Origin of the sequence: Paenibacillus silvestris, assembly GCF_009882985.1 — a bacterium.
Taxonomy (GTDB): Bacteria; Bacillota; Bacilli; order Paenibacillales; family NBRC-103111; genus Paenibacillus_E; species Paenibacillus_E silvestris.
This window is the reverse complement of record NZ_WTUZ01000016.1, coordinates 58,489-80,536: the sequence shown is the minus strand read 5'-3', so window position 1 is coordinate 80,536 and position 22,048 is coordinate 58,489. Positions and strand designations below refer to the sequence as shown.

Here is a 22,048-nt window from a genome sequence, read left to right as displayed (position 1 = left end):
GCGATAACATGGTGAATTCCTGCTAAAAACCGTACATTTCTACGAAGCCGATTTCCCTAAGTAGAGCTTTCTGTACTCAAGCGGATAAACACCTTCCATTTTCTTGAACATCTTGCTGAAATAAGTGGAGTCCCCGTAGCCTACCATTTCGGAAATCTCATAAATCTTATAGGCTTGGTCCTTAAGCAGCTCCCGGGCACGGGCCATACGGATTCGGGTAAGATAATCCATGATCGTTTCACTGGTTTCCTTTTTAAACAATACACTTAAATAGTTCTCTGTGAAACCAGCCTTTCTCGCAAGCTCTGATACCTTTAGCGGCTGGTCAAACTGCTCTTTAATCGTGTTGATCACAGCTTGAATTTCGGGACGATACTGTTGATTGGAAAATAACTTGATTTGGTCGACATACACGGGAAGCCAGCCGTGAAACCACAGGAAAATATCCCCTATTCGCTCAAGACTTCGCACCGCGTGATAAGGGTACATGGACCCATGAAGCGGCACAGAATAGAGATCTCCGCCCAATTTACGGGCAAATGCTTCTAAAATATGCACGAGATGAACCCAAGCTTCCCGCATATGCTCCGGGTTGCTTTTGGGTCCGCTCCGAATAGCCTCATAGCCCACATGCAGCTTGTTCTGCAAACCAGCTACATCTCTCTTCTCTACGAGTCGTTCCCAATCGTCATCAGACCAAAGCTCTTGAACAACGCCAGGCTCAACCTCCTGAATATGCTCAAAATAGATAAATGCGCCTTCGCTTTCATAAAATCGGTAAGACAACGCCTCACTCGCCTGAATAAATCCTTGGTGCACATCCAAGATTTCTTGCACTGGCGCGGACACCCCGATACTGATCGTAATCTCCAGGAAAGCAGCTACAGCTTCTTGAACCTCATACAGCATGGATTCCTGTAGACGATCAACTATGATAGAGTACTTGCCGTTCTCGATTTCGATGAGTTCACCTTCGCCATACTTCTTGAAAATTTCCGTCAAAATATTGGCTACCGTAAAATGCAGCAATCTTTCGCTTTGGAATTTGTTCCGCTCCAATACCTCGTTGTAATGATCTAATTGAAAGTTCACAACATAGATCGGCGTTTGATAGGGCTGAAGATTAAACTCGCGCATCACTTCTTCTACGTCGCTGCGGGTGCTGTTCTGCTTCACAAGCAGTTCCCTGATACGCTTTTCCCTTGCTTCTTTCCCATATTTGGTCATCTTGTATTTGAGCTGTGAGTCCTCCCTGGTTTTAACCGTTTCAAGCTCAATGGATGCCTTAAGTTGATTCAGCTTCTCCAGCAACTCTTCAGGCTCCATCGTGAGCTTCAGAATATAATCAACCGCGCCAAGACGAAGTGCCTTCTGCACATATTCAAAATCGTTATGATTGGATAAAATCAAGCATTTCGCTTGTGGTGCAACAGTCTTCATCTCCTCTATCAGCTGTAGGCCGTCACAATTAGGCATTCGAATGTCCGTTAACACGATATGGCATTTCTGCTGTTTCAGAATATGTAAAGCCTCAGCGCCATTAGCAGCTTCACCTACTAGCTCGAAGCCGTTCTGCTCCCATGGGATTATCGTCTTCAGCCCTACTCGTACCAGAAATTCATCATCCACGATAAGTACTCTAATCATTTCTGCTCGTCTCCTTATCTACTCGTCCCTGCACCGAATTGGCTGCTTGAACAGACTGAAGTGGTAATTTAACCGTCACTACCGTTCCTTCACCATGCAGGCTTTTCATCTCGATGCCATATGCTCTGCTAAAGTGCATTTTAATGCGTTCGTTCACATTATAAATACCAATCCCGCTATATCTGGCATGATCCTGGCTCAGCTGCGTACGGAGTTCTTCAAGCCGCTCTTCTGAAATACCATGGCCATTATCCTTCACTTTAATCAGTAGGGAGTCTCCCTCAAGCGACGCACAGATCTCTATGTTTAACGGCATCTTCTGACCGTGAATAATGGAATTTTCTACAATTGGCTGCAGAATAAACTTTAAGACCGAGTAATGCTTAAGTTCCGTAGGAATATCAAATTGAATTAGTATGTTATCGTTAAAACGAATCTTCTGCAAATCAAGATAAGACTCCAGATGCGTAATCTCATCTTCCAGTGTGACAAACTCTTCGCCAACCTTCATTGTATATTGCAAAAGCTTGCCTAGCTTCGTAATCATCTGACTCACATGCTTAGCGCCGGATAACATCGCCATCCATTTAATTGAGTTGAGCGTATTAAACAAAAAGTGCGGGTTGATTTGTGCTTGAAGTGTTTGAAGTTTTGCCTCTTCCTTGCGCTTTTGCTCCTCAGATAAGTTCATAATCAACTGTTGCAAGCGGTCAAGCATGTGGTTGAAATGATTGCCGAGTATCGTAAACTCATCCTTCCCCTCAATCGTCACATACGAGTGGAAATCCCCGCTTCCTAACCGATTCATGGATGAGACTAGCTGCTTCAGCGGTTTTGTTAGCCGAATCATGAAATAAATGAACACCACGGTAAACAGCAGAAACCAGCCAAATAACCAGAGCACGGATTGATTGCGAATTCCCCCTAGCTGATTCCATAGCTCGGTTTGCGGGGTAAATTGGACAAGCTTCCAACCGAGCCGTGGGAACTGTTCCACGCTGATCGCATAATCGCGGATCGATATCTCACTTTCAGCCGCTCCAACCCGTTGCTTTAAGATCACTTGCTTGATGAGATCATCTGTTTCTTCAAGGGTTAGCGGGGTTTCCCCTCCGACCAATTGATTCTGTTCATTGAGCAGCATGAAGCTGCTATGTTCTGTATGCCAAGGCTGCTTTTTAATAGGAAGAAAGACGGATGAAGGAATGCCGATAAATAGAACATTAGCCGCCTCGTTCGGATTTCCCTGGATGCATCTGCTTAGGGTAAAGTAAGATTCATTGCCGCCTGCCAGCTTTTGAATGGCACCCTCGTAGGGATACTTCCAGACTGGCCATCCATGTTGGACTTTCGTTTCCTCCAGCCAACTTTCAGCTTCCAACTGTTTCAGCAGCTGAGCTTGTTTGCCTTGGTCGTTAGGCTCGGACAAGGTCGTATGGACAAATCCACGGCCGTCGATCACAGCAATCACCGCACCGCTGTCCAGCAGAATATCCCGCACGTTACTGAGCCTCTGTTGTACAATATTGTAACGTCTAAGATCCTGATAGTTGGTATTCCAGTCCGTACCGGCATCGAGAAATTGATTGAAATCAGGATCATTCATGATCAGATTCGATGCCTTCAACATGCGTTCTGCCAAATCATTCATATGGATGGCTATTTGATGCAGAGCTTCTTGATTGCTGCGTTGTATTTCTTCTTTTACCACTTCACCTGATGATTGATAAAAGCTATATAAGATCGTTGTTATGGGAATCATCGTGCAAATAAAAAAAGAGACTAGTATTTTTCCCCGAATAGATCGGAAAAGAAAAGTAAATCCTCTCATTCATGTACCTCCTACAAAAATAGTGCATCAAGAAGAACATACCATACTAGTTTCCGACATAGGAATGTATTATTATTGGCATTTTATGACGTATTCTCTGTTTTTTTCAAGAAAAATGTCGAAAAAACCTATGGTTCAGTCATATGAAAGAGGCGCTCCCCGCTCATTGGATGACTAGGGATGGCCTCTTATTAAGTAGATGAATCGCGCGGTGGGAAAAACTCCCTTTATTTTGTGCAAATCCTGGTCCAAAAGACATAATAACTGGAAAAAATCCCGATAATTTATTCATTTAACCTTGCTTCCAAGCTAAATCGTCCCTATTAACGGGAGAAATTCCATGTATACCTACTGCACCTGTGCTACTCTACTATTTTAGCGGTAGTATTTCCAGTTCATCTGAAATGCAGTTCTCAAAAGTAAAAAACTGCCCCTCCGTCATGTAATGACTTCCGGGACAGTCTCTTAAGCTATGTATGGGTATAGTCCTAATGTACCTTCCAATTTCGGTTAAGGCCGCGTAAGCTTTTACTATTCCAGCGGCAAACCTGCCGCCTGTCTTAACTGATTGGCTAACCAGTTCATGTAGTCCATTTCTTTGGTGTCATTGGATTCGTTAGCTTGTCCCCAAGCTGGTTTAATCCAGGTATTGATTATTGTATGTACGACATTCTCATCAAGTTTCAAGGTCTCGTCCTCCCATCGCTCAAGTGTAAAACCTTGATTTCTATTGCCTGCTAAGCAATTCATGAGGAGTTCGGCATACCTCTTATCCGCTGCCCATCCCGCTGCCGCAATAGCTCCTATCTGTCCTGCTTCGGTTGTCTGCAGCTTAACATCTTTATACCTTCCGTTAGTCTGTATAAAGTCAACGTAGCCAATGACTGGGTCCGCATATTTGATATAATAACCGCCTTCTACTTTGGGCCTGGCACTACCTCTAAGTGCTTCGCTCATGTAAGGCTGCCAGGTCTGACCGGCTATATTGTTATTATTCATCAGATTAGCGCTCGCAAAGTTTCCTGTCTCATGCTGCCACTGAGCTAATATGACCGTAGGCAACCAGCCTGTTTGCTTGCTGGCCTCCTTCGCCTTCTCCCACCATTCAACTTTATTTATCATTTGTGTCCTCCAATCTAGTAATGGACAGCGGACAGGACAGCATCTTTCCTATTCCTCTATAATTCCCATACTAGCACATTAAAAAGAACACAAATACTAGACTATACATTAGATTTTTACTATATATGTATAAATAATACTATACATGATTCTTCCTTCACACAAATAAGGAACATATCCTGATGATATGTTCCTTAATCGGTCCCCCCCATGAAGAGGGGAAACGTTAATTTTTGATATAAATGATCTATATAACGCACGTATAATACCTCCGTTCTCCAAGCTCATCAAATGGCACCTTATAATAGAAGCAATAGGTAACCACCGTGAGATTTCCATACTTTTTCATATCCAAAACATAGATGTTTTCCCTAATAAGTTTTCTTTCGTTCGGAGTCACGCAGCTCCACTCACTTTCATGCCTATCATTATAATGCCCACTGAATATTTTTCCTAATTTTTACAATACGAGTCATTTGTCCAAGCAAGCAGGTTATTGCCTGCATTAACTAGTTGAGAATATAAATATGGGAGGTATTTAGCTATGGCCTGTAATACCAATGCATCTGCAACTGCTTTAACTTGCTGTTCAGATAAAACCTTTGTACAGGATAAGGTATGTACACCCTGGAGTGGTACTGTCGTTACTTTAGCCACTGATGTGCTGCTTACAGTCTTCACAAATAACATTAATCAAAATATTGTCGGAACGGGCTATTTGCAATATGACGTTGGACCTGCTGATATTACGTTTGACTTACTGAATAGTGCAGGTGCTCCCATGATTACCCCAATCACAATTTCTCCTGGATCGAGTCTATCTTTTACTTATCGGCGTTTCGGTTCTATCCGCTTAACTTTGCCAGGCGCAACCCTTGGCACCTATCAAGGAGAGTTTTGCATAACAACTCGTTATCCAGTCCAATAAAAGGTAAGAAAGGAGGGACACCTGTATATGTGTGATACAGCTCTAAGTTGTTGCACGGATAAAATATTTGTGCAGGATAAAGTATGCACGAATTGGCTGTTTACTGCTGCAGATACACAAACCATTTATTCGGATAATATCTCCAGTATGATTAATGGAACAGGGTATGTGAAATTTGAAACGGGCACCGCTGCTACCGTACTTACCGTTAACTTTTTCAAAATAGGAATCGTTGCTCCCATTCAAACGCTTGTCATTCCTGTAGGAGGAAGTGCAACTTTCACTGTAGCGCGATTTGATAGCATTTCGTTCACCTCTGCTGGAGCTGCTCAAGGCGAATTCTGTATAACCGTACGTTACAGCCTATAAAAGCGAACTATTCCTCGTTATGGCAATCGGATTCGGAGGGAACCTGAAGCGTTGTTGAAATGACATACTTCCCTTCCACATACGTCATCTCCGTAGCTAGTACAGAGATAAATATGGATTTGGTTCCCTGCCCTATAAAATTGATTGTACTGCCTGGTGGTACAGACAGTATTTTACTTTCTGTACCATCTATCCTCACTTCTAAGGCATTAGTGCTGCTGGAACTCGAAAATATACTGATCTGGGCAATCGTGATATGGGAGTCAACATCCGTTTCCCATATATAGAAACCAGGCTGCTGTCCTTGCATCAGAATATTTCCGCAACACTCTTTATCAACGACCAAATTGGGGGCACATTTAATCGGTGATTCTATTAGCGTAGGTACTTTAATTGGATAGGCCCAAGGAATAGTTTTTTGGCTTTTGCAATGGCTTGGAGGGCAGCGAAAAATAAGCGAAGGTCTCCTTTTTGGCATTTTATTTTTACGACAACATCGTGTATACAGGTTGTAAGTTAGTTTTCGTTTGTTTTTCGAATGGCATGTGGTTTTAACCTTGAGCGCAATCTTCAAAGACACGATGTTCTTTTTATTGATGCCTTTTCCCCCTTTCAACATTCTCCCCCACCTTCCAAAGGTTAGTTTACAGATTCATACTTGATATTAGATGTCGTTCATCCGCACATGGTCCTTCATTAAAAAAGAAATTTTTCCAAAAATTAGGTTATCTCGTGTACAGACCAAACCACACCATTCGAACCACCATTTCCAATGTTTAAGTTGATGGTCAAACCGTTCGCATTATAGAAAAGCCCAATAACATCTCCAGCTGAAAGTAAAACCTCGCCCGCTAATGTGATATTTCCATTTCCCAACACAGCCCTCAAGGTTAAGACCAAGGCCACGTTCACATTCAATACGGGTAAAAGCCCGCTCACCAAATTCGTTACCGTTGGCGACGTTCGTTGAACGACAAAAAAAGGATTGATGCCTGCGCCGAGGCTAACAGCAACAGCTGCAGTCGTGATGTAATTGATTGTCGCCAGTATGGTATATCTCCCCGTAACCGGAATTGTAAAATTCCCAGTGACTGCATTAAAATTAGCGTGCCCATAGTAAGGATTCGCTGTCGACCAGTTCGTAAGCTGTGAGCTCGCAGACACCGAAACTGTGGACAAGAACGCCGAGAACCCCACAGCCGCGAAGTTCGGCCCTGTTTCCCCGGTCGCTCCTGTGACTCCAGTTGCACCTGTTGCTCCCGTCGCTCCCGTTGCTCCTGTCGCTCCCGTGACTCCCGTTGCCCCCGTTGCTCCCGTTGCTCCCGTGACTCCCGCCGCTCCCGTAGCTCCCGTTGCCTCTGTCGCTCCCGCGGCTCCCGTTGCACCAGTCGCTCCCGCCGCTCCCGTAGCTCCTGTTGCGCCCGTCGCTCCCGTGACTCCCGTCGCTCCGGTTGCCCCCGTTGCTCCTGTTGCTCCCGTTGCTCCCGCCGCCCCTGTCGCTCCCGTCGCTCCCGTTGCCCCCGTTGCTCCCGCTACTCCTGTTGCTCCCATTGCTCCCGCCGCGCCCGTCGCTCCCACGGCTCCCGTTGCTCCCGTCGCTCCTGTTACTCCCGTTGCCCCTGTCGCTCCCGCGGCTCCCGTTGCCCCCGTGACTCCCGTGACTCCCGTTGCCCCTGTCGCTCCTGTTGCTCCCGTCGCTCCTGTTACTCCCGTTGCCCCTGTCGCTCCCGCTGCTCCCGTTGCTCCCGCGGCTCCCGTGGCTCCCGTTGCACCTGTCTCTCCAGTCGCTCCAGTCGGACCCGTCACTCCTTTCTTCTTCGAAATTCCATCGCAGCTCAACGAGTCAGAACTTGAGCAACTTGAACAAGTAGAATAGGAAGATTCTACGAACGCCTTCTTACATTTTGAGCAGCTATATGACATCTCTAGCAGCCCCTCTCTTTATTCAACTTGCCTATTACATAAACAAATAACAACTCTATTACTAGTAAATGCATTTATCCTAGCTAATGCTTGTACGTTAGCCTTACTCCATAACAAAAAGGGACCAAGTTCTGCCCGCAGACAAAACTTTGATCCCTATATATTAATGAAGAAACTATGAATATATTACATCAGTAAATCGAAACCAGTAATCGTTTTGGTTTCCAGACAATCTTCCAAACCATAAATACCGTATTCACGACCGATACCGGAATGCTTGAATCCACCGAAAGGAGCTTTCATTTCAAAACCAGCACCGTTGATAAGCACCACGCCTGCTTGAATCCGGGACGCCAACTCGTTAGCTTTCTCCAGATTGGCAGTGCTGATATAAGCCCCCAAACCATAGTCCGTGTTATTGGCCATTTCAACAGCTTCTTCCTCAGTTCTGTACGTTAGAATTGAAAGTACAGGTCCGAAAATCTCTTCCTTCGCGATCGTCATTTCTTCCGTTACGTTAGCAAACACAGTCGGCTTGACAAAGTTTCCCTGTTCCAATCCTTGTGGCTGACCTACGCCACCAATCACCAACTCAGCGCCTTCCTGAATGCCCGTAGAAATGTAATGCTGAACTTGATTGTATTGTTTCTCAGTGACAAGCGGCCCAAGTATTGTATCTGCTTCGGATGGAAGACCGACTTTCATCGATTCTACGGCTGCACGTGCAAGCTTCTTAACTTCTTCCAAGCGGTGCTCTGGAACGAATAATCTTGTACCCGCAACGCAAGCTTGCCCATTATTCGTGTAGCACGATCTGACAGCGGCAGGAATCGCCTTGGTGAAGTCTGCATCGTCAAGTACGATATTAGGAGATTTGCCGCCAAGTTCTAAAGTGACACGCTTCATGGAATCTACTGTGGCCCTGCGAATTTCTTTTCCCACCCGCGTTGAACCTGTAAAATTAATCATTGCCACGTGCCGATTGCGCGTCAGCTCTGCCCCCACCGTTGCTCCAAGACCATTCACAACGTTGATCACACCAGCTGGAATATCCGCTGCATGGAAGCATTCCGTTAGCAGTTGGGTTTGCAGCGCGCTTAATTCACTAGGCTTTATCACAACTGTGCACCCAGCCGCTATCGCTGCACCTAGTTTGGCCGTAATTTGCGAATAACTTGCATTCCAAGGTGTGATAATACCGATAACACCTACGGGCTCGGCAATAACTTTGGCTTTGCCGATCATGTGGACAAATTCGAACTGTTCCAGCGCCTCTTTGCTGTCCATCAAGTTTGCCGCGGCAAGTTTTACCCGACCCGTTGCGGCCATTCGAGGGGCACCGTATTCGAGGATATTGGCTTCTGCCAACTCGTCAATCCGATCCAGGATTGCGTCGTTCAAACGCTGCAGCATCGCGGATCTTTCCTGTACAGAAGTTCTAGAGAAGGAAGTGAATGCTGCTTTCGCTGCCGTAATGGCAAGTTTAGCATCCTCTTCATTTCCTAGCGTTACACGGCCAAAAACTTCTCTAGTAGTTGGGTTAACTAGATCCAGAAGATCCGTGCCACTCGGAGCTATGAACTTTCCGTTTATATAAATGCTGTCAATATTTCTCATAACAGACACCTGCCTAGTTGTAGTTTGGTTCGTTTAATGTTGTAGGTTTCATTGCTTAAGACATGGATTGCACAGCTGCATTCTTCCTGTTTCGAACAAGTGGCAAGTAGATAACAACTGTCACCGCTAATGCTGTAGCTACCGCCATAAACACACCTCGAGTTGAATCTGTATGAAGCAGCAGTTCTACTCCTTTTACGAATAAAGGGCTCAGAAATTGGCAGGCATAAACACAAGCTAGCATCAGTGAAATTGCAGTTGTTAAGCTAAGTTTAGGTACAACTTCCGCCGTTTTAATGAAAGATAGTGGGAATAACATGCCTTCTGCCAAGCCAATCATGAACACAGAAAGTGCTACTGTCCAAATCGTGTGAGCAAAACCAAGGAGCACGAAGCCTCCAGCCATCACAGCTAGATCCAGTGGGACAAGCATTTTTTTGAATAGGGTGCTTAATCGAGTCACCGCAAGTCCTCCAACGAATACGCCAACCAGAGCGAAAGCAGTCAAATAGCCAACAGAAGCTACACTGCCAATGCCGTTATTAGATAGAAATAACGAAAGGTTCGTCGGAATGAGCGTAAACAGCATCGCATGCAGCCCAGCTGCAACGGCAACCGCCAAGAAAAACTTCGGCAGCTTAACGCTTCCTTTCTCCATTTGTTCCACCTGCATCGGCGGAAACTTGGGAAGAAATGCGATCACCAAGATAAATAACAAACCAGCATACAGATAGGTTAGAAATACTTCTCTCCATCCAAACGATGCTATAATTCCACCAAAAGTCAGGAAAACCGCCCCGCCAATGCCATTGATTGAAGTCTGTATGCCGTTCATTCGCGATCGTTCTTTGCCTTGGAAATTCTCCGCAATCAAAGCATTGAATGTTGGCGAGATGAGCCCGATACTAAGACCCAAGATCGCCCTGCACACTAATATCATTTCGAATGAGTTCATGAAAGCTGGACCAACGCCGCCTATTATATACAAGAGCAAACCTGCAATTAAGATGTTTTTTCGCGAAAAACGTCTACCGAGATTCCCTGCCATGAATAAAGTAGGCAAAATAAATAGAGATGAAATGGTGACGACCCATTGCACGAAAAGTGCGTTGGTGCCGGGGAAAGCCACCGCCAACGGTTTCACCGCTGGAGCGGCCATCATCGTCCCGAAAGTCGTCGTAACTGCAAGCGATAATAAAGAAATTCTTGCGCTTAGTTTCATAGATGCACCCTCTTTCTGACTTTGTGTCACCACGCAGTCTGCTGTGCAAGCTTATTACTCTTCAAACTCGTCGTACATGCGCGATACTTCAGGATCCAGCTCTTTGGATACAAAATCTGTCGACTGGCTAAGCTTCTGCCAACGTTTCGTTTCGGCTAACTTGCCTTGGTCCACCGCGTTTGCGATTGCTACTGCATCGCTTCCCAGTAATAAGCGAAGCGGCGGGTTTTCCTCATTGACGATTGAAATGATGGCTTGTGCAGCTTTGTCCGGGTCGCCGTTCTCGTTACCGGTTGTATCACGAAGATGTTTAAGCAGGCCGCCAACTGTGGCTTGGTATTCATCACGAGGCGCGATATGCTGCATGGAAGAGCCTGCCCAATCGGTACGGAAGCCACCCGGTTCGATCAAAGTAACCTTCAGTCCAAGTGGGCCTACCTCTTTGGACAACACTTCGGAGAAACCTTCCACTGCCCACTTTGCCGTTTGATAGGGTGCAAGACCAGGTGCACCTGTACGTCCGCCAATCGAAGAAAATTGGACGATATGGCCATGACCTTGTACTCTCAAAAGCGGTAGCGCGGCTTTCGTTACGTTGATGACACCCCAGAGGTTCGTTTCTACTTGAGCGCGGAAATCTTCCATCGACGTTTCTTCAATCGAAGAGACGTTTCCATAACCTGCATTATTAACAAGCACGTCCAATCGCCCGAACGCTTCAAAAGCGACCTGTATAGCTGCTTCAGCCTCCTCGAATTTGTTTACATCTAACTGTACGATGCGAACTTGATGGCCATAACGTGCTGCAAGATCGGCAATCTGCTCTGTGTTGCGAGCTGTAGCGACTAGTTGATCTCCTTTAGCCAACACCGCCTCTGCAAGACTGCGACCGAATCCACGTGAACTTCCTGTAATCAACCATACTTTTGACATATAATGTTGCCTCCCTAATATTGTTTGGAATATTTGTTCCATAGTCAATATACTCCTTCGGCAACTACAGGTCAATACATTTCGGAATTTTTATTCCAAAACAAATATGAAACCTATAAATTAGTCTATAAAATCACGATTAATTTACATAATAAGATAAAATTTTAGATAATGAACAAGAAACGAATTATATTAATGGAATTATAATTCCAAATATAAACACCGTAAAAACAAACCTCGTCACATAACAGAATTTTAATTCCAATATATAAATAAAATAAAAAACAGCCCGCGAGACCCTAAAGTCCCCAAAACTGTTTTTCAAACGAGTATGGCCTTCCAACAGCTCTCCATAATTTGTTGAATCTGGAGCTCGTTCATCGGATATTTCCGTACATAATACCCTTTCAGAATAGAAGCTATCATCCCATGCATGAGCTGGTGACACAAATGAGAATCCATTTCTTTGATGATCCCCATCTTTTGACCCTCGACAATCAATGAAATAATGACATCTCGGGAGTTCAGAGGATCGTCCATCGCACGCAACTCAGGTGAGATATACGGCGAGTAGGAATAACTATCAATAAACATGAATTCCTTCGGATATTGAATACCGAACTGTAGTCTATTTAACTGAAGACACCTAAAGCGCTCATACAAACTCGCTTCAGGATTATAGTCCTTTAACAGGTGCTCCCCCATCAGCATCCGTGCTTCTTTATACACGGCATTAACCAGTTCTTCTTTATTAGCAAAATAGTTATACATCGTGCCAGACCCTACGTTTGCTCGCTTAAATATCTTGGAAAAGGTCACTGATTGAAGTCCCTCTTCATCAATTAAGTCTAGCGTGGCAGCCATTATGTCTTTTTTCTTGCTCATGTCATCCACCTCTTGGCACTAACATTAGTACGATCCCGAGGCAGATGTCAAGTATGCACGACCTTATTCCTTTGAGGGTTCAAAAGTTTTCACAACTTCATAGCTGCCCGGCTCAAACGTAGCTATCTTCATTGCTTCCTGCAAATAGGGAAGAGGTTTCGGGTCATTCCTCATGGCTTGGTAATGCTCCGCACTTTCCCACTGTGCATACATCGTAACTTTCGTGCCTTCTGTCCCTCGGTGGAGGCTGCAAGAAATAAATCCTGGTGCATAGCGAACGGAGACATCTGTAGCACTAGTGAGTAAGTCAATTAGTCGTTCTTGATTTTCGGGTTCCACTGTGAAGACATTAATAAAAGTAAGAACATTAGTGTTCGCTGAAATGAGTGTCATAAAGGTAACTCCTCCTATAATTATTCTCGCGTATCTTTCGCTTCACGACACCAACTTATGCATGTAACAAAATGGTTGAACTTTTGGGAGTGCCTCTTCAGATGAACAGGAAATACTACCGCTAAATCGCCCAATAACACTGCTACTGCATGAATACATGGAATTTCTCCAGTTAATTCGGTCGATTGCGCTTGGAAACAGGAGTAAGGAGATAATTAACAGGAATTTTTCCAGTTATTAGGATTTACAGGTATATATTCGCTTGAAATAAAGGGAGTTTTTCCAGCTATTCGATTCGGCTCTAGGGACAGCCGGAGCCAACCATGCCAGCACCGACAATAGCAACTTTTCTAGTTCCAATTCCCATCCGATAACCTCCACTTGAGCGATTTCTCCTCTTTTTCTCACGCTGTGACGATAAAAAAGTTCAAGGCGCCTACCCAATCAGGGAGGCGCCTTGGCAAACATATGGCTATCCAATTCAAAAATTATCCTTCATTCTCCGCTATTTAGCTTCTTGTCGTTGACCATTACCTCAACTGACGGAGGAATTCGATAACACGCCCCATCAGCAACGCCGCCGCGTCAGCGTCATAAGAAGGCAAACTGCTGTCCGCGAAGCAGTGCCCATCGCCTGGGTACATGAAGAGTTCGACATGATTGGCCGAAGCCACGAGCTCACGAGCGGCTTCCATGTCGCCGTCGTCAACGAAATACGGATCAGCATCCATGCTGTGAATCTGTGCCGGTAGATCCGCTGGCCAGGGTGATCCGAACATGGAGGTTGGAACACAGGAGTAAAAGAGCAGCGCTCCAATAGCACCCTTCCGAGTCTGTGCAAGCTTCTGGGCAGAGAGCACACCTAGTGAAAATCCGGCATAGACGATGTCGCTTGGAAGCTCATTTGCCACTCGTTCGCCGCGCTCTATAATCTCTTCAAAACCAATCTCCTTGACATAGGCCATGCCGTCATTGATTGTGGGGAACAAGCGACCTTCGAAAAGGTCAGGAGTATGTACCGTGTGCCCCTCTTTTCTAAGCTCCTCAGCAAAGACATGAATACCTTGGGTCAGACCCTGCGCATGATGAAATATCAGAACCTCGGCCACCTTTCTACTCCTCCTTCGCAGCATCCGTTACTTTTTGGTCGGAATCTGGGTTTTCAAAACATCCTGCAAATAATCTCTTCCGATTCTTGGCGTTGTTAAATTCCCGCTGTGAGGCTTAATATGCGCCCCAGAGCCATAGGGATGCTCCACACTTTGTACAGCACCTGGGTGATAATGAACCACAAATCGCCCTCGTTCATTACCTCCATTATCATAGATTATGCATTCACGTTCGAAGGTGTTGTTGCCTGAGAGCTTATAGGACCCGCCAACAGTTACCGTATAGCCCTGATCCGTCATCAGTACACAAAGCGTATTCACCCAATTATCGAATTTCGTATTGCGATTGAAGATAGAGAGCCTTTTCCCATAAATAAAATTCGTTAACTGTATGGCCGTTCTGCCATTTGCCAGGGAGCCTATTTCTTGAAGCAATATGTCCTGATTCCAGCGCATGCGATCCGTCAATGTTAAACAGGTAATCAGGTCAGCTGCCGCAGCAGCTTTAGGACGCAGCATGCGAAGTACGTGAACTTTCGTGTTCGCACCACCAGGTGTCAAATCAATTAATTGACTAATCTGAACGGGTGTATAGTGAACCATCAGGAGCGAGTAATCCGCAGCAAATTGCGGATCACAATAGACAAGCCGATCTGGCCTGGTGGCAAGCTGCTTCATATGAAGCACAGGTACATTATCGGTGTGCAGCGTCTCCAGCAGATGCAAGCAAAGATCGCTTGCTGCGAAACTAATCAACTCATCACATGTTATTTGCGTTAGCAGGATGTTCAGTGTGGCAAGAGGAAGCTCACTCGTACAGAGATTAAATTGCTGCAATTTCACGCCATCATGAGCAATAAAATTCAGCAAATTCGGAGCTTGCTGTACCATTAGAATAATCTTCTCTGCCGTCTTGAAGTTATGATCGCATAAATCTAAGGCAGCAAGGGTCGCAGGATCATAATTCATCAGTTGGAAAAAAGTTAAGTATTCATCTCGCCGCTTCGCATAGGCTTCAGGGCCGATCACCTTAATAACGTGCTCTTCCGCTTCTTGAGTCCTAAGATCAATCACATCAAATATCCTTTGGGTAAATTGCTTCTCATCTTTTTCTAGAAGAGCTTCAATCTCGGATTTTTTGGTCGGTTTCTCTAAATCCTTCTTCTGGTTTCTGGTTAAATTGCTCATCGCCTTCTCGCGACCGATTTTTGAAGCATTTTCCTTTTGACGTTTAGAACTATCCTGAACCTTTTGAAACTCTTTCTCTCTAACGCTCTCCGCATAGGTCTCGGAACCTACAACTGCTTCCAATGCAAATTCAATTTGATAATCAAAATCCCTCGCTAATTCGATAATCCCTTGCGCTTCACTTAACGTAGGTGATTCATCTACTACTTTGATTACCCATCTTAATGCTTCGTCATTTCCTTCCAAATCCTTTTGATAACGCGTAATGAGATCGAATTGAGAGAGGGTCAAAGGAGGAATCGGCAGCGCAAGCAGTAGCGTCAACCAAGCCAGTTCTTTTTCCGTCTCGCCGGCACGAAGCATCAGTCTTTTCAAAATATCCATAGGGATTGGAGATTTATTCGACCAATGTTTGAGGAAATCGCGCTGTATTTGCAGCAAACCATCCGACGGTGTGAGGGGCTCATCGCGCTCATCCTCCACTTTACGCACGTAGTCGATGACCAGATCCTCTAGCTGTTCCCAGCCTTTATCCTGCGCCTTCTCCAGCAGCTTCTTAGCAGCGCCGAATAATGAGCTATTCGATAAGTCCCAGGATTTAAATTGTTCAATGGCAGCCATTTCACTTTCGCTTTGCGCATATTCGATTCGGTCCTGCAAATCCTCCCAGCCATTCTGGATAGCTAACTGCAATAATTGCTTCACTTCCCGAGCATGTTCACTAAAAACAGTGCCTTCTTCCCAATCCTCGAAATAAATGATTGCTTCTTCCTCGCTTTTGAACTTAGGCATCAGCTGAACATGCATAGTTCCTGCGTTCATCTGAACATTCTGCGAAGGCTGGGGACGTACTTGATTTCGAACAAGCTGGGCAACCCCACGATTGCCAATCGTAGATTGCAAGCCCATTATGCCCCGTATACCTCCCATCATCGGAGCAAAAGATTCAGATTGCTGCTGTTGTGCCTGAGTCTCTGTTGGTCTCGTTGATTCCTTGCGCGATCCACGAGTTTCATTAGCGTGCACCGATGGACGAGTCATACGGTCCCCCTTCTTGAAGCTGCTGAGATTACTTATATGATTTTGAAATTTTCCAAAAATAGGATGCCTTTATACTTCTATTCTGGTTGTTGGAAATCCTCTTAGTGAACCCCGACGCCTTTCGCCAAAATAATTTATTGATAAATCAATTACTATTGTGCCTGAGAAAACTTGCTCTCCTGCAAGGCAGCTATCGTCGAAGCTATCCCTTCCTTGAATGGTGTCGCAACGATAGGTCCAATGTTCCGTTTGTATTTTTCACCGCTTAACACTAATGGCTCCTCGGTTAAATAAAGCATTTCTACGATTTCTTTCATCACAGGGACTCCCAAGCCAATCAACGATAAACCTAATTTTTTCAACGGAATTACCGGTTTAGCGAAGCCGCTTGCCGATTGGGCAATCCTTACGATCTCTCGCCCTGAGATAAGACCAGAGCCAGGTATATGCCAATTCTGTCCATAAGCGAAATCTTTGCCAGCCAGTTCAGCAACCATCGCAGCCGCATCTGGCAAATAGACATATTCGCGGGGAACTTTCATGTTGCCGATGAAAAAAGCCATTTTACCAGCAGCAATCGCTTCCAGTGTTGAGCCTAAATACGACGCTTCATTAGCCGTAGGTCCATAATAATCTGGCAAGCGAACAATCATGACTTGTGCGTGGCTCCACCGTTTGCTAAACAGCATCCGTTCATAGTCTAGTCGAACATTTCCTTTTATGGTATAGGGCTGTTTGGGATGCTCCTCTGTAACAAGCTCCGTCTGTCTTCTCCCATAAGGATAGATCCCGTCGATCGCTACGACTTTTATCGCAAGCCGCTCCGCGGCCTCCATCACAGATTCCCCTAGCGGAATTAGCCTGCTTACCATCTCGTGATAGGGTACATTCGCGCAGTGGAACATTACGTCAGCGTCGCCTGCCCCAGCCACTATATCCTCAGGGCGCATAGCGTCTCCTACGGAAAGAGTTAAATGCCTTGGATTGCCAAGCTTACTGGCAAAGTGCTCTAACTTCTGGCGAGAACGTCCAAACGCAATAGTTTCTACTCCTCTTTTAACAAGTTCCGCTGTAATTGCTGCTCCTGTGCCGCCCGTTGCTCCGATGACAATCGCTTTTTTCATTGGATTAGCTCCTTTTCATTGTTTGTGATTGATCAATCACTAATTGAATTCATCTTATCATTCAGTTATTGATTAGTCAATTACAAATTTGATAAAAAAGAAACCCACAGCAACGGGCTGGGTTCTAAAGTAATAGTTCACTCAATGACAAGCCGTCTTTAGGTATAAACTGCCTCCAGTAATCAATTGAGTCCTGCAATTTCTTCTTAATATCGCTGTTCATCTCACTAGTGCCAGAGAAAATCTCTAGCGTTAAATAGATTTCCTTGCATTTGGGAGGGAACCCCTCTTCGTCAGGAGCTTGATAGGCTTTCTCAAGCGCCCTTAACACAGGTTCTCCAAAAATGATGCCGTTCCGGTTACAAGCCTCCGTAAAAGGCTGATGGGACGAAGAGGTTCCCGTGGTTTGTTGCAAGTGTACGATTGGAGAATAACAGCCCAACTCTTCAAGCCAGCGGTACGTGTCACCATCCGATTCAGCAGCGAAGAGATAGGGATAACGATCTATTTCTTGTAAGATTTGCTCCATCATAGCGACTTCTTGATCTTCTGTCGTATGTATCATTTGTTGAAATAGATCATAAGCGGATTTCGGGCCCATCCACAACGAATCCTGATACCCTTTTGTTCGAAAACGGGTCAGCATTTCCTTGATGATTGGAGCATCCGGGCGAAGAAACTTGCGCTGACCACTTTGGTGGCCTGTGTCCAATGTAAGATAAAACGGCGCTCGGGATAGGCGGAATACTTCCTTAATCAGACGTTTTGAGCCGTCGATCGTCCACGGTATTTGATGCGGCGTATACATTTGCTCGACACCTGGGGTGCGAATCCCTTTGTCTTGACAATAGGCTGCTATATCTGCAAGCCTGGTATATAAATCCTCTTCCGCTTCTCGATAAAACGCCGGATTCTGTAAAACATGATCAGAGAAGGCATGGCAATAAAAGCCGATTCCAGCCCCTACATTTGCCGCGATATCGGCGAGTGGTTGAATCCACTCATTTTGAATGCGCTCGCGGACAGCAATATCGTGGTGAGCCAATCCCAACGTTGCATATGTGCCATGCCCGGAATAGATATTTGCTACTTTTACACCCGTATACTCACTCGCGGTCTTCACTTCCTGCGCCCATCTTTGCATGTAATCCATGCCCATATAAAGAGGATCGCATTCATTATCAGCGCTAGCCTCAACGTAATAAACACCCATAGAACTGAGTAACTCCATCCACTCTGCCGGGCGCGTCCATCTCTTGGAAAAGACACAATTATCCACAGTCAAAAAAATCTTAGGATCTATCATGCTGTATCTCCTTTCTGTTTTTTATTTCATCAAGTAATTGATTCACAATTCGTGTGGCTGGCAACAACCCGTCAATGACAATGTCAGAATTCGGTTTAACTGTTCTTTGCATTTCCAAATAAGCATCCCTGCCCCGCAAAAGATAGTTCCTTAAGTCAGTCCTCACATCATCAATGGGTCTCTCCATATCATCTCGCAAGATCCTTCTTGCCATCGCAATATCAAGTGGCGTATCAATGAAAACGCTTAAATTAATAGATCCACTAATGCCTTTATTCAAATAGGAGAATGGATAATCGAGCAATATATAGGATGTATTTTTATTACAAAGATGCCGTTTGACGTCCTCGATCAAAGGGGTTAAATGCCATTCGTTATAGTCTGCTCCTCTATGAACCCACTCACAGATGTCTTCTGGGCAGTCTGTAAATTCATAATCATCAAAATACAGAGCTTCTGAGTTATTCAAAGCAGCATGCAACTGATTGGTTATGGTGGTCTTTCCGCCTCCTGAGACAGCGGATATGGATATGACGTAAGGTTTTGCGTTCATCATTACCTCCTATGATACCAATCCAGCACTCGTAATGCGCGAAGCGTGTTCCAACGACTAGGCTCGCCATCCCTACCTTCCATATCGAAGTGAACGCGATCGGAGTGTGAGTTCTCGAGCGGCCACTTCCCGCTCTGGTCTTGTTTCCTCGCTACTAGGCTAACGGGTTCGGCGACCCTTTCGTCCGGTTCAACCCCTGCGCTGCGCAAGTAATCCAGACCACGCAGTACGTCATAATGCCATGTCGTCGGAAATGAAAATCGCGCCCAATTATTATCGATCACCTCACCTGAGGTTAGCGACCTTAGCATGCGACGCTCCAAAAGGTACTCATGCGCCCGGGCGCGAGCTTCTGTCACAGCTGCAGTTTCACCCTCAGCCTTCTCATACTCTAGCAATCCTTCCAGGACACAGATGGTGCTGTGGAAGGAGGATCGCCGACTTGTAGGAGCGTTGCAATTCCAGCCTCCGTCCTTAAGCTGCTCACTGAGAAGACGATCAACTAGCCGCGCGCTGCCTTCTCCGAAGTAGGAACCAGCGCCAAGAATCCACCCATTGACACATGGTTCGGTCTCGCCGTCAAAGTAAGGCTGGCCTCCCATTTGTTGCGGCCAAGTGATGTTGTCACGCACGAGACCAATCGATTTGCGGGCTTCCTCGCCCGACGGATCCAGGCCCAGATCCTTCAAAAGCAGCAACGTGTAGCTCGTACATAGCCAGTTCCGTGCGTCGGCTTCTCCGCCCCAGTTGCCCTTGGAAGATTGCAGACTGAGGACGCGGGCGCCCCAGCCTTCCGATGCGATCCGCGATCGCTCTACGGCAACATTGTCATCGGTCTCTTGCGTTAGGTCACGCATCACTTGCCAACGGATCGCAGGGTCCCCGCCAAGCAGCCAATCTATCACTGCTTGCTTGGGCTTCGATAGTTGCAATTCGGAATTTTCAGTAGACATCTAATGAACCTCCTTATTTGGGTCAAATTTCTACAGTGCACCATCCTTGATTGTTATTGACCATCACTAAATTATTTGTATTCTACATTCGTGAAATAGATAGATTTACCTGCTCGTAAACGCAACTGACCCCCGCGGAGATCCATTTTTAGCTGAGTTTTTTAATAAGGATAATCTCCATTGGTTGATCGTCCAGTAATAAGCATCCTGCATCTCTGTAACCTAGTTTCCTATAGAAATGCTGAGCTTCTTCATCTGCTTGGGTAGACGTCATGACCCGTTTAAAGCCTTGTTCTTGCATTTGATTCTCCCAATAATCAACTGCTTTCTTTCCTATCCCTTTACTGCGGTAAGGCTTCTCGATCCAGATCAAATTCATAAAAGGCGTGTTATCCCAAAAATAGCTATAACGCATCCAACCGATGGTTCCTTCCGTATCATCTTGCAGTAAGAAAATTTCTCTATCTCTGATTTTTGATACTATTAATTTCTCCTTGAGATGGTGATCCCTGCTTTTGATAAAATCAATATCCTTTTCGGTGGCAGCTATAATCTTCACTTTGATTTTCCTTTCCTAATTCTTTATTGGTCATTCCTGAATAACAAGGTTTTATTCTCTCTCAACCACTGTATAATTATGGTAAGGAGAGTGATTATTTTTGATAGTAAAGATGACCCAGCAAGAACTAGGCTTAGTGACAAAAGACACACTATGTCATGTTTGTTTCAAACCGCTCATTCAAGCGTATAAAGAAAGAGTCGCAGACCAATCCGTCGAGAATAGCTCCATAATCATGGAACAATTTTATAACGAGTTAACTAATGGTCAAAAAGCTTTATTCTCCTTCCAAGTTTATTATAATCATGCAATTAAATCTCTTCTTGAGTTTTATTGGTGGAGTGCGTACTTTATGGCTCAGCCAAAAATATGGTTAGCAATCAAAGCTGGATTAAAGTATTTTGAGGGTGATAGAATGCTCAATATACTGGAAAATGTTGAAGTAACGCTCAAAAAATCTAATCATCCAATTAGTCTTAATGGGTTTCATGTCATTCGTGAAGACATGATGCATGACGAGAATTTACTTGCCTCAATAAGCTTATTGCGTACTGCATTTGATGAAGCCGCCGCAGAGACATTGCAGATTATTAATGATAGAATTCAAAACAATTTACATGAGTTTATTGAGGTGTAATTATTTTCGGCAAGTGCAAATGATACATGAAAATTCTATGCATTTGGCAGCACCTACTCATTTAACATATGCATAATGATTAATTGGCCGAATGCAGAAACCATAATCATTGGAATAATTACAACAAATATAATTCTTCTTAAGTCATCTACATACTTTTCAAATAATCTATTTAGTAATGGACTTAAGAGCACCAGATTAACAGTTAACATCACGGCAGCTGCCAATAGAGCGCCTAAGTTTGGAAAGAATCCATGACTGTAATAGTCCGGGAACCATTTTTCATAAAGGTTAAAAAGCAATATTGGAAGGCCTACCGAAACAATGACTTCAATAGATACTATAACTACTTTATTTTGTCTTCTTGCTGCTGTTACAGTTATTCCAGCAACTGCTAAAGCAAATAAACTCAAAACGACAACAATACTTACAAACATAACCCATCACCTATCCCGAATAATCAATTATCACTAGGTTTAGTTTAGGTTATATTTGGAAGTACCCACAGTCATATCTTTTCATAGTACCTGTTTGCAGTTATCCTGCCCTCTATTACTAAGATCATCTGCAATCCACCGTGGACAAGAAAAGGTTCTTGTCACCCGACACTTATTAACATTATAATGGGTCGGAATAGCTTTCTTTTTCATGGGTGTTATTGAATGGGACTACTTTAATAGAATTTACCGATATTGATTATAGTGCGAT

At 44.8% G+C, this 22,048-nt stretch carries 21 protein-coding genes; 3 read left to right on the top strand and 18 right to left on the bottom strand.

Annotation, left to right across the window (positions count from 1 at the left end; genetic code table 11):
• Positions 1 to 39: 39 nt before the first annotated feature.
• From GQF01_RS13295 to GQF01_RS13285, 3 genes are all read right to left on the bottom strand, one after another.
• A complete protein-coding gene (locus tag GQF01_RS13295) occupies positions 40 to 1,647 on the bottom strand; it encodes a response regulator (RefSeq protein ID WP_161407251.1) in 1,608 nt (535 codons plus the stop codon).
• Complete coding sequence (locus tag GQF01_RS13290) at positions 1,640 to 3,409, bottom strand: sensor histidine kinase (RefSeq protein WP_202556328.1); 1,770 nt, start codon at positions 3,407 to 3,409, stop codon at positions 1,640 to 1,642. The genes GQF01_RS13295 and GQF01_RS13290 overlap by 8 nt, the downstream gene beginning before the upstream one ends.
• 600 nt (positions 3,410 to 4,009) lie before the next feature.
• Complete coding sequence (locus GQF01_RS13285; RefSeq protein ID WP_161407249.1) at positions 4,010 to 4,600, bottom strand: glucosaminidase domain-containing protein; 591 nt, start codon at positions 4,598 to 4,600, stop codon at positions 4,010 to 4,012.
• 544 nt (positions 4,601 to 5,144) lie between these two features.
• Between GQF01_RS13285 and GQF01_RS13280 the strand changes: the two genes are divergently transcribed.
• A complete protein-coding gene (locus GQF01_RS13280; protein WP_161407248.1) occupies positions 5,145 to 5,528 on the top strand; it encodes a DUF3992 domain-containing protein in 384 nt (127 codons plus the stop codon).
• A gap of 27 nt (positions 5,529 to 5,555) precedes the next feature.
• Positions 5,556 to 5,897, top strand: a complete 342-nt coding sequence (locus GQF01_RS13275; protein WP_161407247.1) for a DUF3992 domain-containing protein — start codon at positions 5,556 to 5,558, stop codon at positions 5,895 to 5,897.
• Between the two features lie 7 nt (positions 5,898 to 5,904).
• Here GQF01_RS13275 and GQF01_RS13270 read toward each other — a convergent pair whose 3' ends face one another.
• The 14 genes from GQF01_RS13270 to GQF01_RS13205 form a co-directional block, all read right to left on the bottom strand.
• Positions 5,905 to 6,516, bottom strand: a complete 612-nt coding sequence (locus GQF01_RS13270) for an S-Ena type endospore appendage (protein WP_161407246.1) — start codon at positions 6,514 to 6,516, stop codon at positions 5,905 to 5,907.
• 101 nt (positions 6,517 to 6,617) lie between these two features.
• Complete coding sequence (locus GQF01_RS13265; protein ID WP_328803453.1) at positions 6,618 to 7,703, bottom strand: collagen-like protein; 1,086 nt, start codon at positions 7,701 to 7,703, stop codon at positions 6,618 to 6,620.
• Positions 7,704 to 8,006: 303 nt separating this feature from the next.
• Positions 8,007 to 9,437, bottom strand: coding sequence for an aldehyde dehydrogenase family protein (locus tag GQF01_RS13260; protein WP_161407244.1), 1,431 nt, complete (start codon positions 9,435 to 9,437; stop codon positions 8,007 to 8,009).
• 55 nt (positions 9,438 to 9,492) lie between these two features.
• A complete protein-coding gene (locus tag GQF01_RS13255; RefSeq protein ID WP_161407243.1) occupies positions 9,493 to 10,659 on the bottom strand; it encodes an MFS transporter in 1,167 nt (388 codons plus the stop codon).
• Between the two features lie 54 nt (positions 10,660 to 10,713).
• Positions 10,714 to 11,592 (bottom strand): oxidoreductase, encoded by an 879-nt coding sequence (locus GQF01_RS13250; protein WP_161407242.1) that lies wholly within the window; start codon positions 11,590 to 11,592, stop codon positions 10,714 to 10,716.
• Between the two features lie 321 nt (positions 11,593 to 11,913).
• Positions 11,914 to 12,477: a TetR/AcrR family transcriptional regulator gene (locus tag GQF01_RS13245; RefSeq protein WP_161407241.1), complete on the bottom strand. Its 564-nt coding sequence runs from the start codon at positions 12,475 to 12,477 to the stop codon at positions 11,914 to 11,916.
• Between the two features lie 63 nt (positions 12,478 to 12,540).
• Entirely contained in the window at positions 12,541 to 12,870 is a 330-nt protein-coding gene (locus tag GQF01_RS13240; RefSeq protein WP_161407240.1) for an antibiotic biosynthesis monooxygenase family protein, read from the bottom strand.
• Between the two features lie 530 nt (positions 12,871 to 13,400).
• Positions 13,401 to 13,979, bottom strand: a complete 579-nt coding sequence (locus tag GQF01_RS13235; RefSeq protein WP_161407239.1) for a dienelactone hydrolase family protein — start codon at positions 13,977 to 13,979, stop codon at positions 13,401 to 13,403.
• Positions 13,980 to 14,006: 27 nt separating this feature from the next.
• Positions 14,007 to 16,208: a hypothetical protein gene (locus GQF01_RS13230; protein ID WP_161407238.1), complete on the bottom strand. Its 2,202-nt coding sequence runs from the start codon at positions 16,206 to 16,208 to the stop codon at positions 14,007 to 14,009.
• Between the two features lie 152 nt (positions 16,209 to 16,360).
• Positions 16,361 to 17,332: an SDR family NAD(P)-dependent oxidoreductase gene (locus GQF01_RS13225; protein WP_161407237.1), complete on the bottom strand. Its 972-nt coding sequence runs from the start codon at positions 17,330 to 17,332 to the stop codon at positions 16,361 to 16,363.
• 124 nt (positions 17,333 to 17,456) lie between these two features.
• A complete protein-coding gene (locus tag GQF01_RS13220; protein WP_161407236.1) occupies positions 17,457 to 18,638 on the bottom strand; it encodes a TIM barrel protein in 1,182 nt (393 codons plus the stop codon).
• Positions 18,625 to 19,191 carry a nucleoside/nucleotide kinase family protein gene (locus tag GQF01_RS13215; protein ID WP_161407235.1) on the bottom strand — a complete coding sequence of 189 codons (567 nt, stop codon included), beginning with the start codon at positions 19,189 to 19,191 and terminating at the stop codon, positions 18,625 to 18,627. Before GQF01_RS13215 ends, GQF01_RS13220 begins: the two co-directional genes overlap by 14 nt.
• A gap of 2 nt (positions 19,192 to 19,193) precedes the next feature.
• Positions 19,194 to 20,144, bottom strand: coding sequence for a hypothetical protein (locus tag GQF01_RS13210; protein WP_161407234.1), 951 nt, complete (start codon positions 20,142 to 20,144; stop codon positions 19,194 to 19,196).
• 148 nt (positions 20,145 to 20,292) lie between these two features.
• The gene (locus GQF01_RS13205) at positions 20,293 to 20,703 is read right to left on the bottom strand and encodes a GNAT family N-acetyltransferase (protein ID WP_161407233.1); all 411 of its coding nucleotides are present in this window, start codon (positions 20,701 to 20,703) and stop codon (positions 20,293 to 20,295) included.
• 112 nt (positions 20,704 to 20,815) lie between these two features.
• Between GQF01_RS13205 and GQF01_RS13200 the strand changes: the two genes are divergently transcribed.
• Positions 20,816 to 21,340: a hypothetical protein gene (locus tag GQF01_RS13200; RefSeq protein WP_161407232.1), complete on the top strand. Its 525-nt coding sequence runs from the start codon at positions 20,816 to 20,818 to the stop codon at positions 21,338 to 21,340.
• 53 nt (positions 21,341 to 21,393) lie between these two features.
• Here GQF01_RS13200 and GQF01_RS13195 read toward each other — a convergent pair whose 3' ends face one another.
• Positions 21,394 to 21,777, bottom strand: a complete 384-nt coding sequence (locus GQF01_RS13195; RefSeq protein WP_161407231.1) for a hypothetical protein — start codon at positions 21,775 to 21,777, stop codon at positions 21,394 to 21,396.
• Between the last annotated feature and the right edge of the window lie 271 nt (positions 21,778 to 22,048).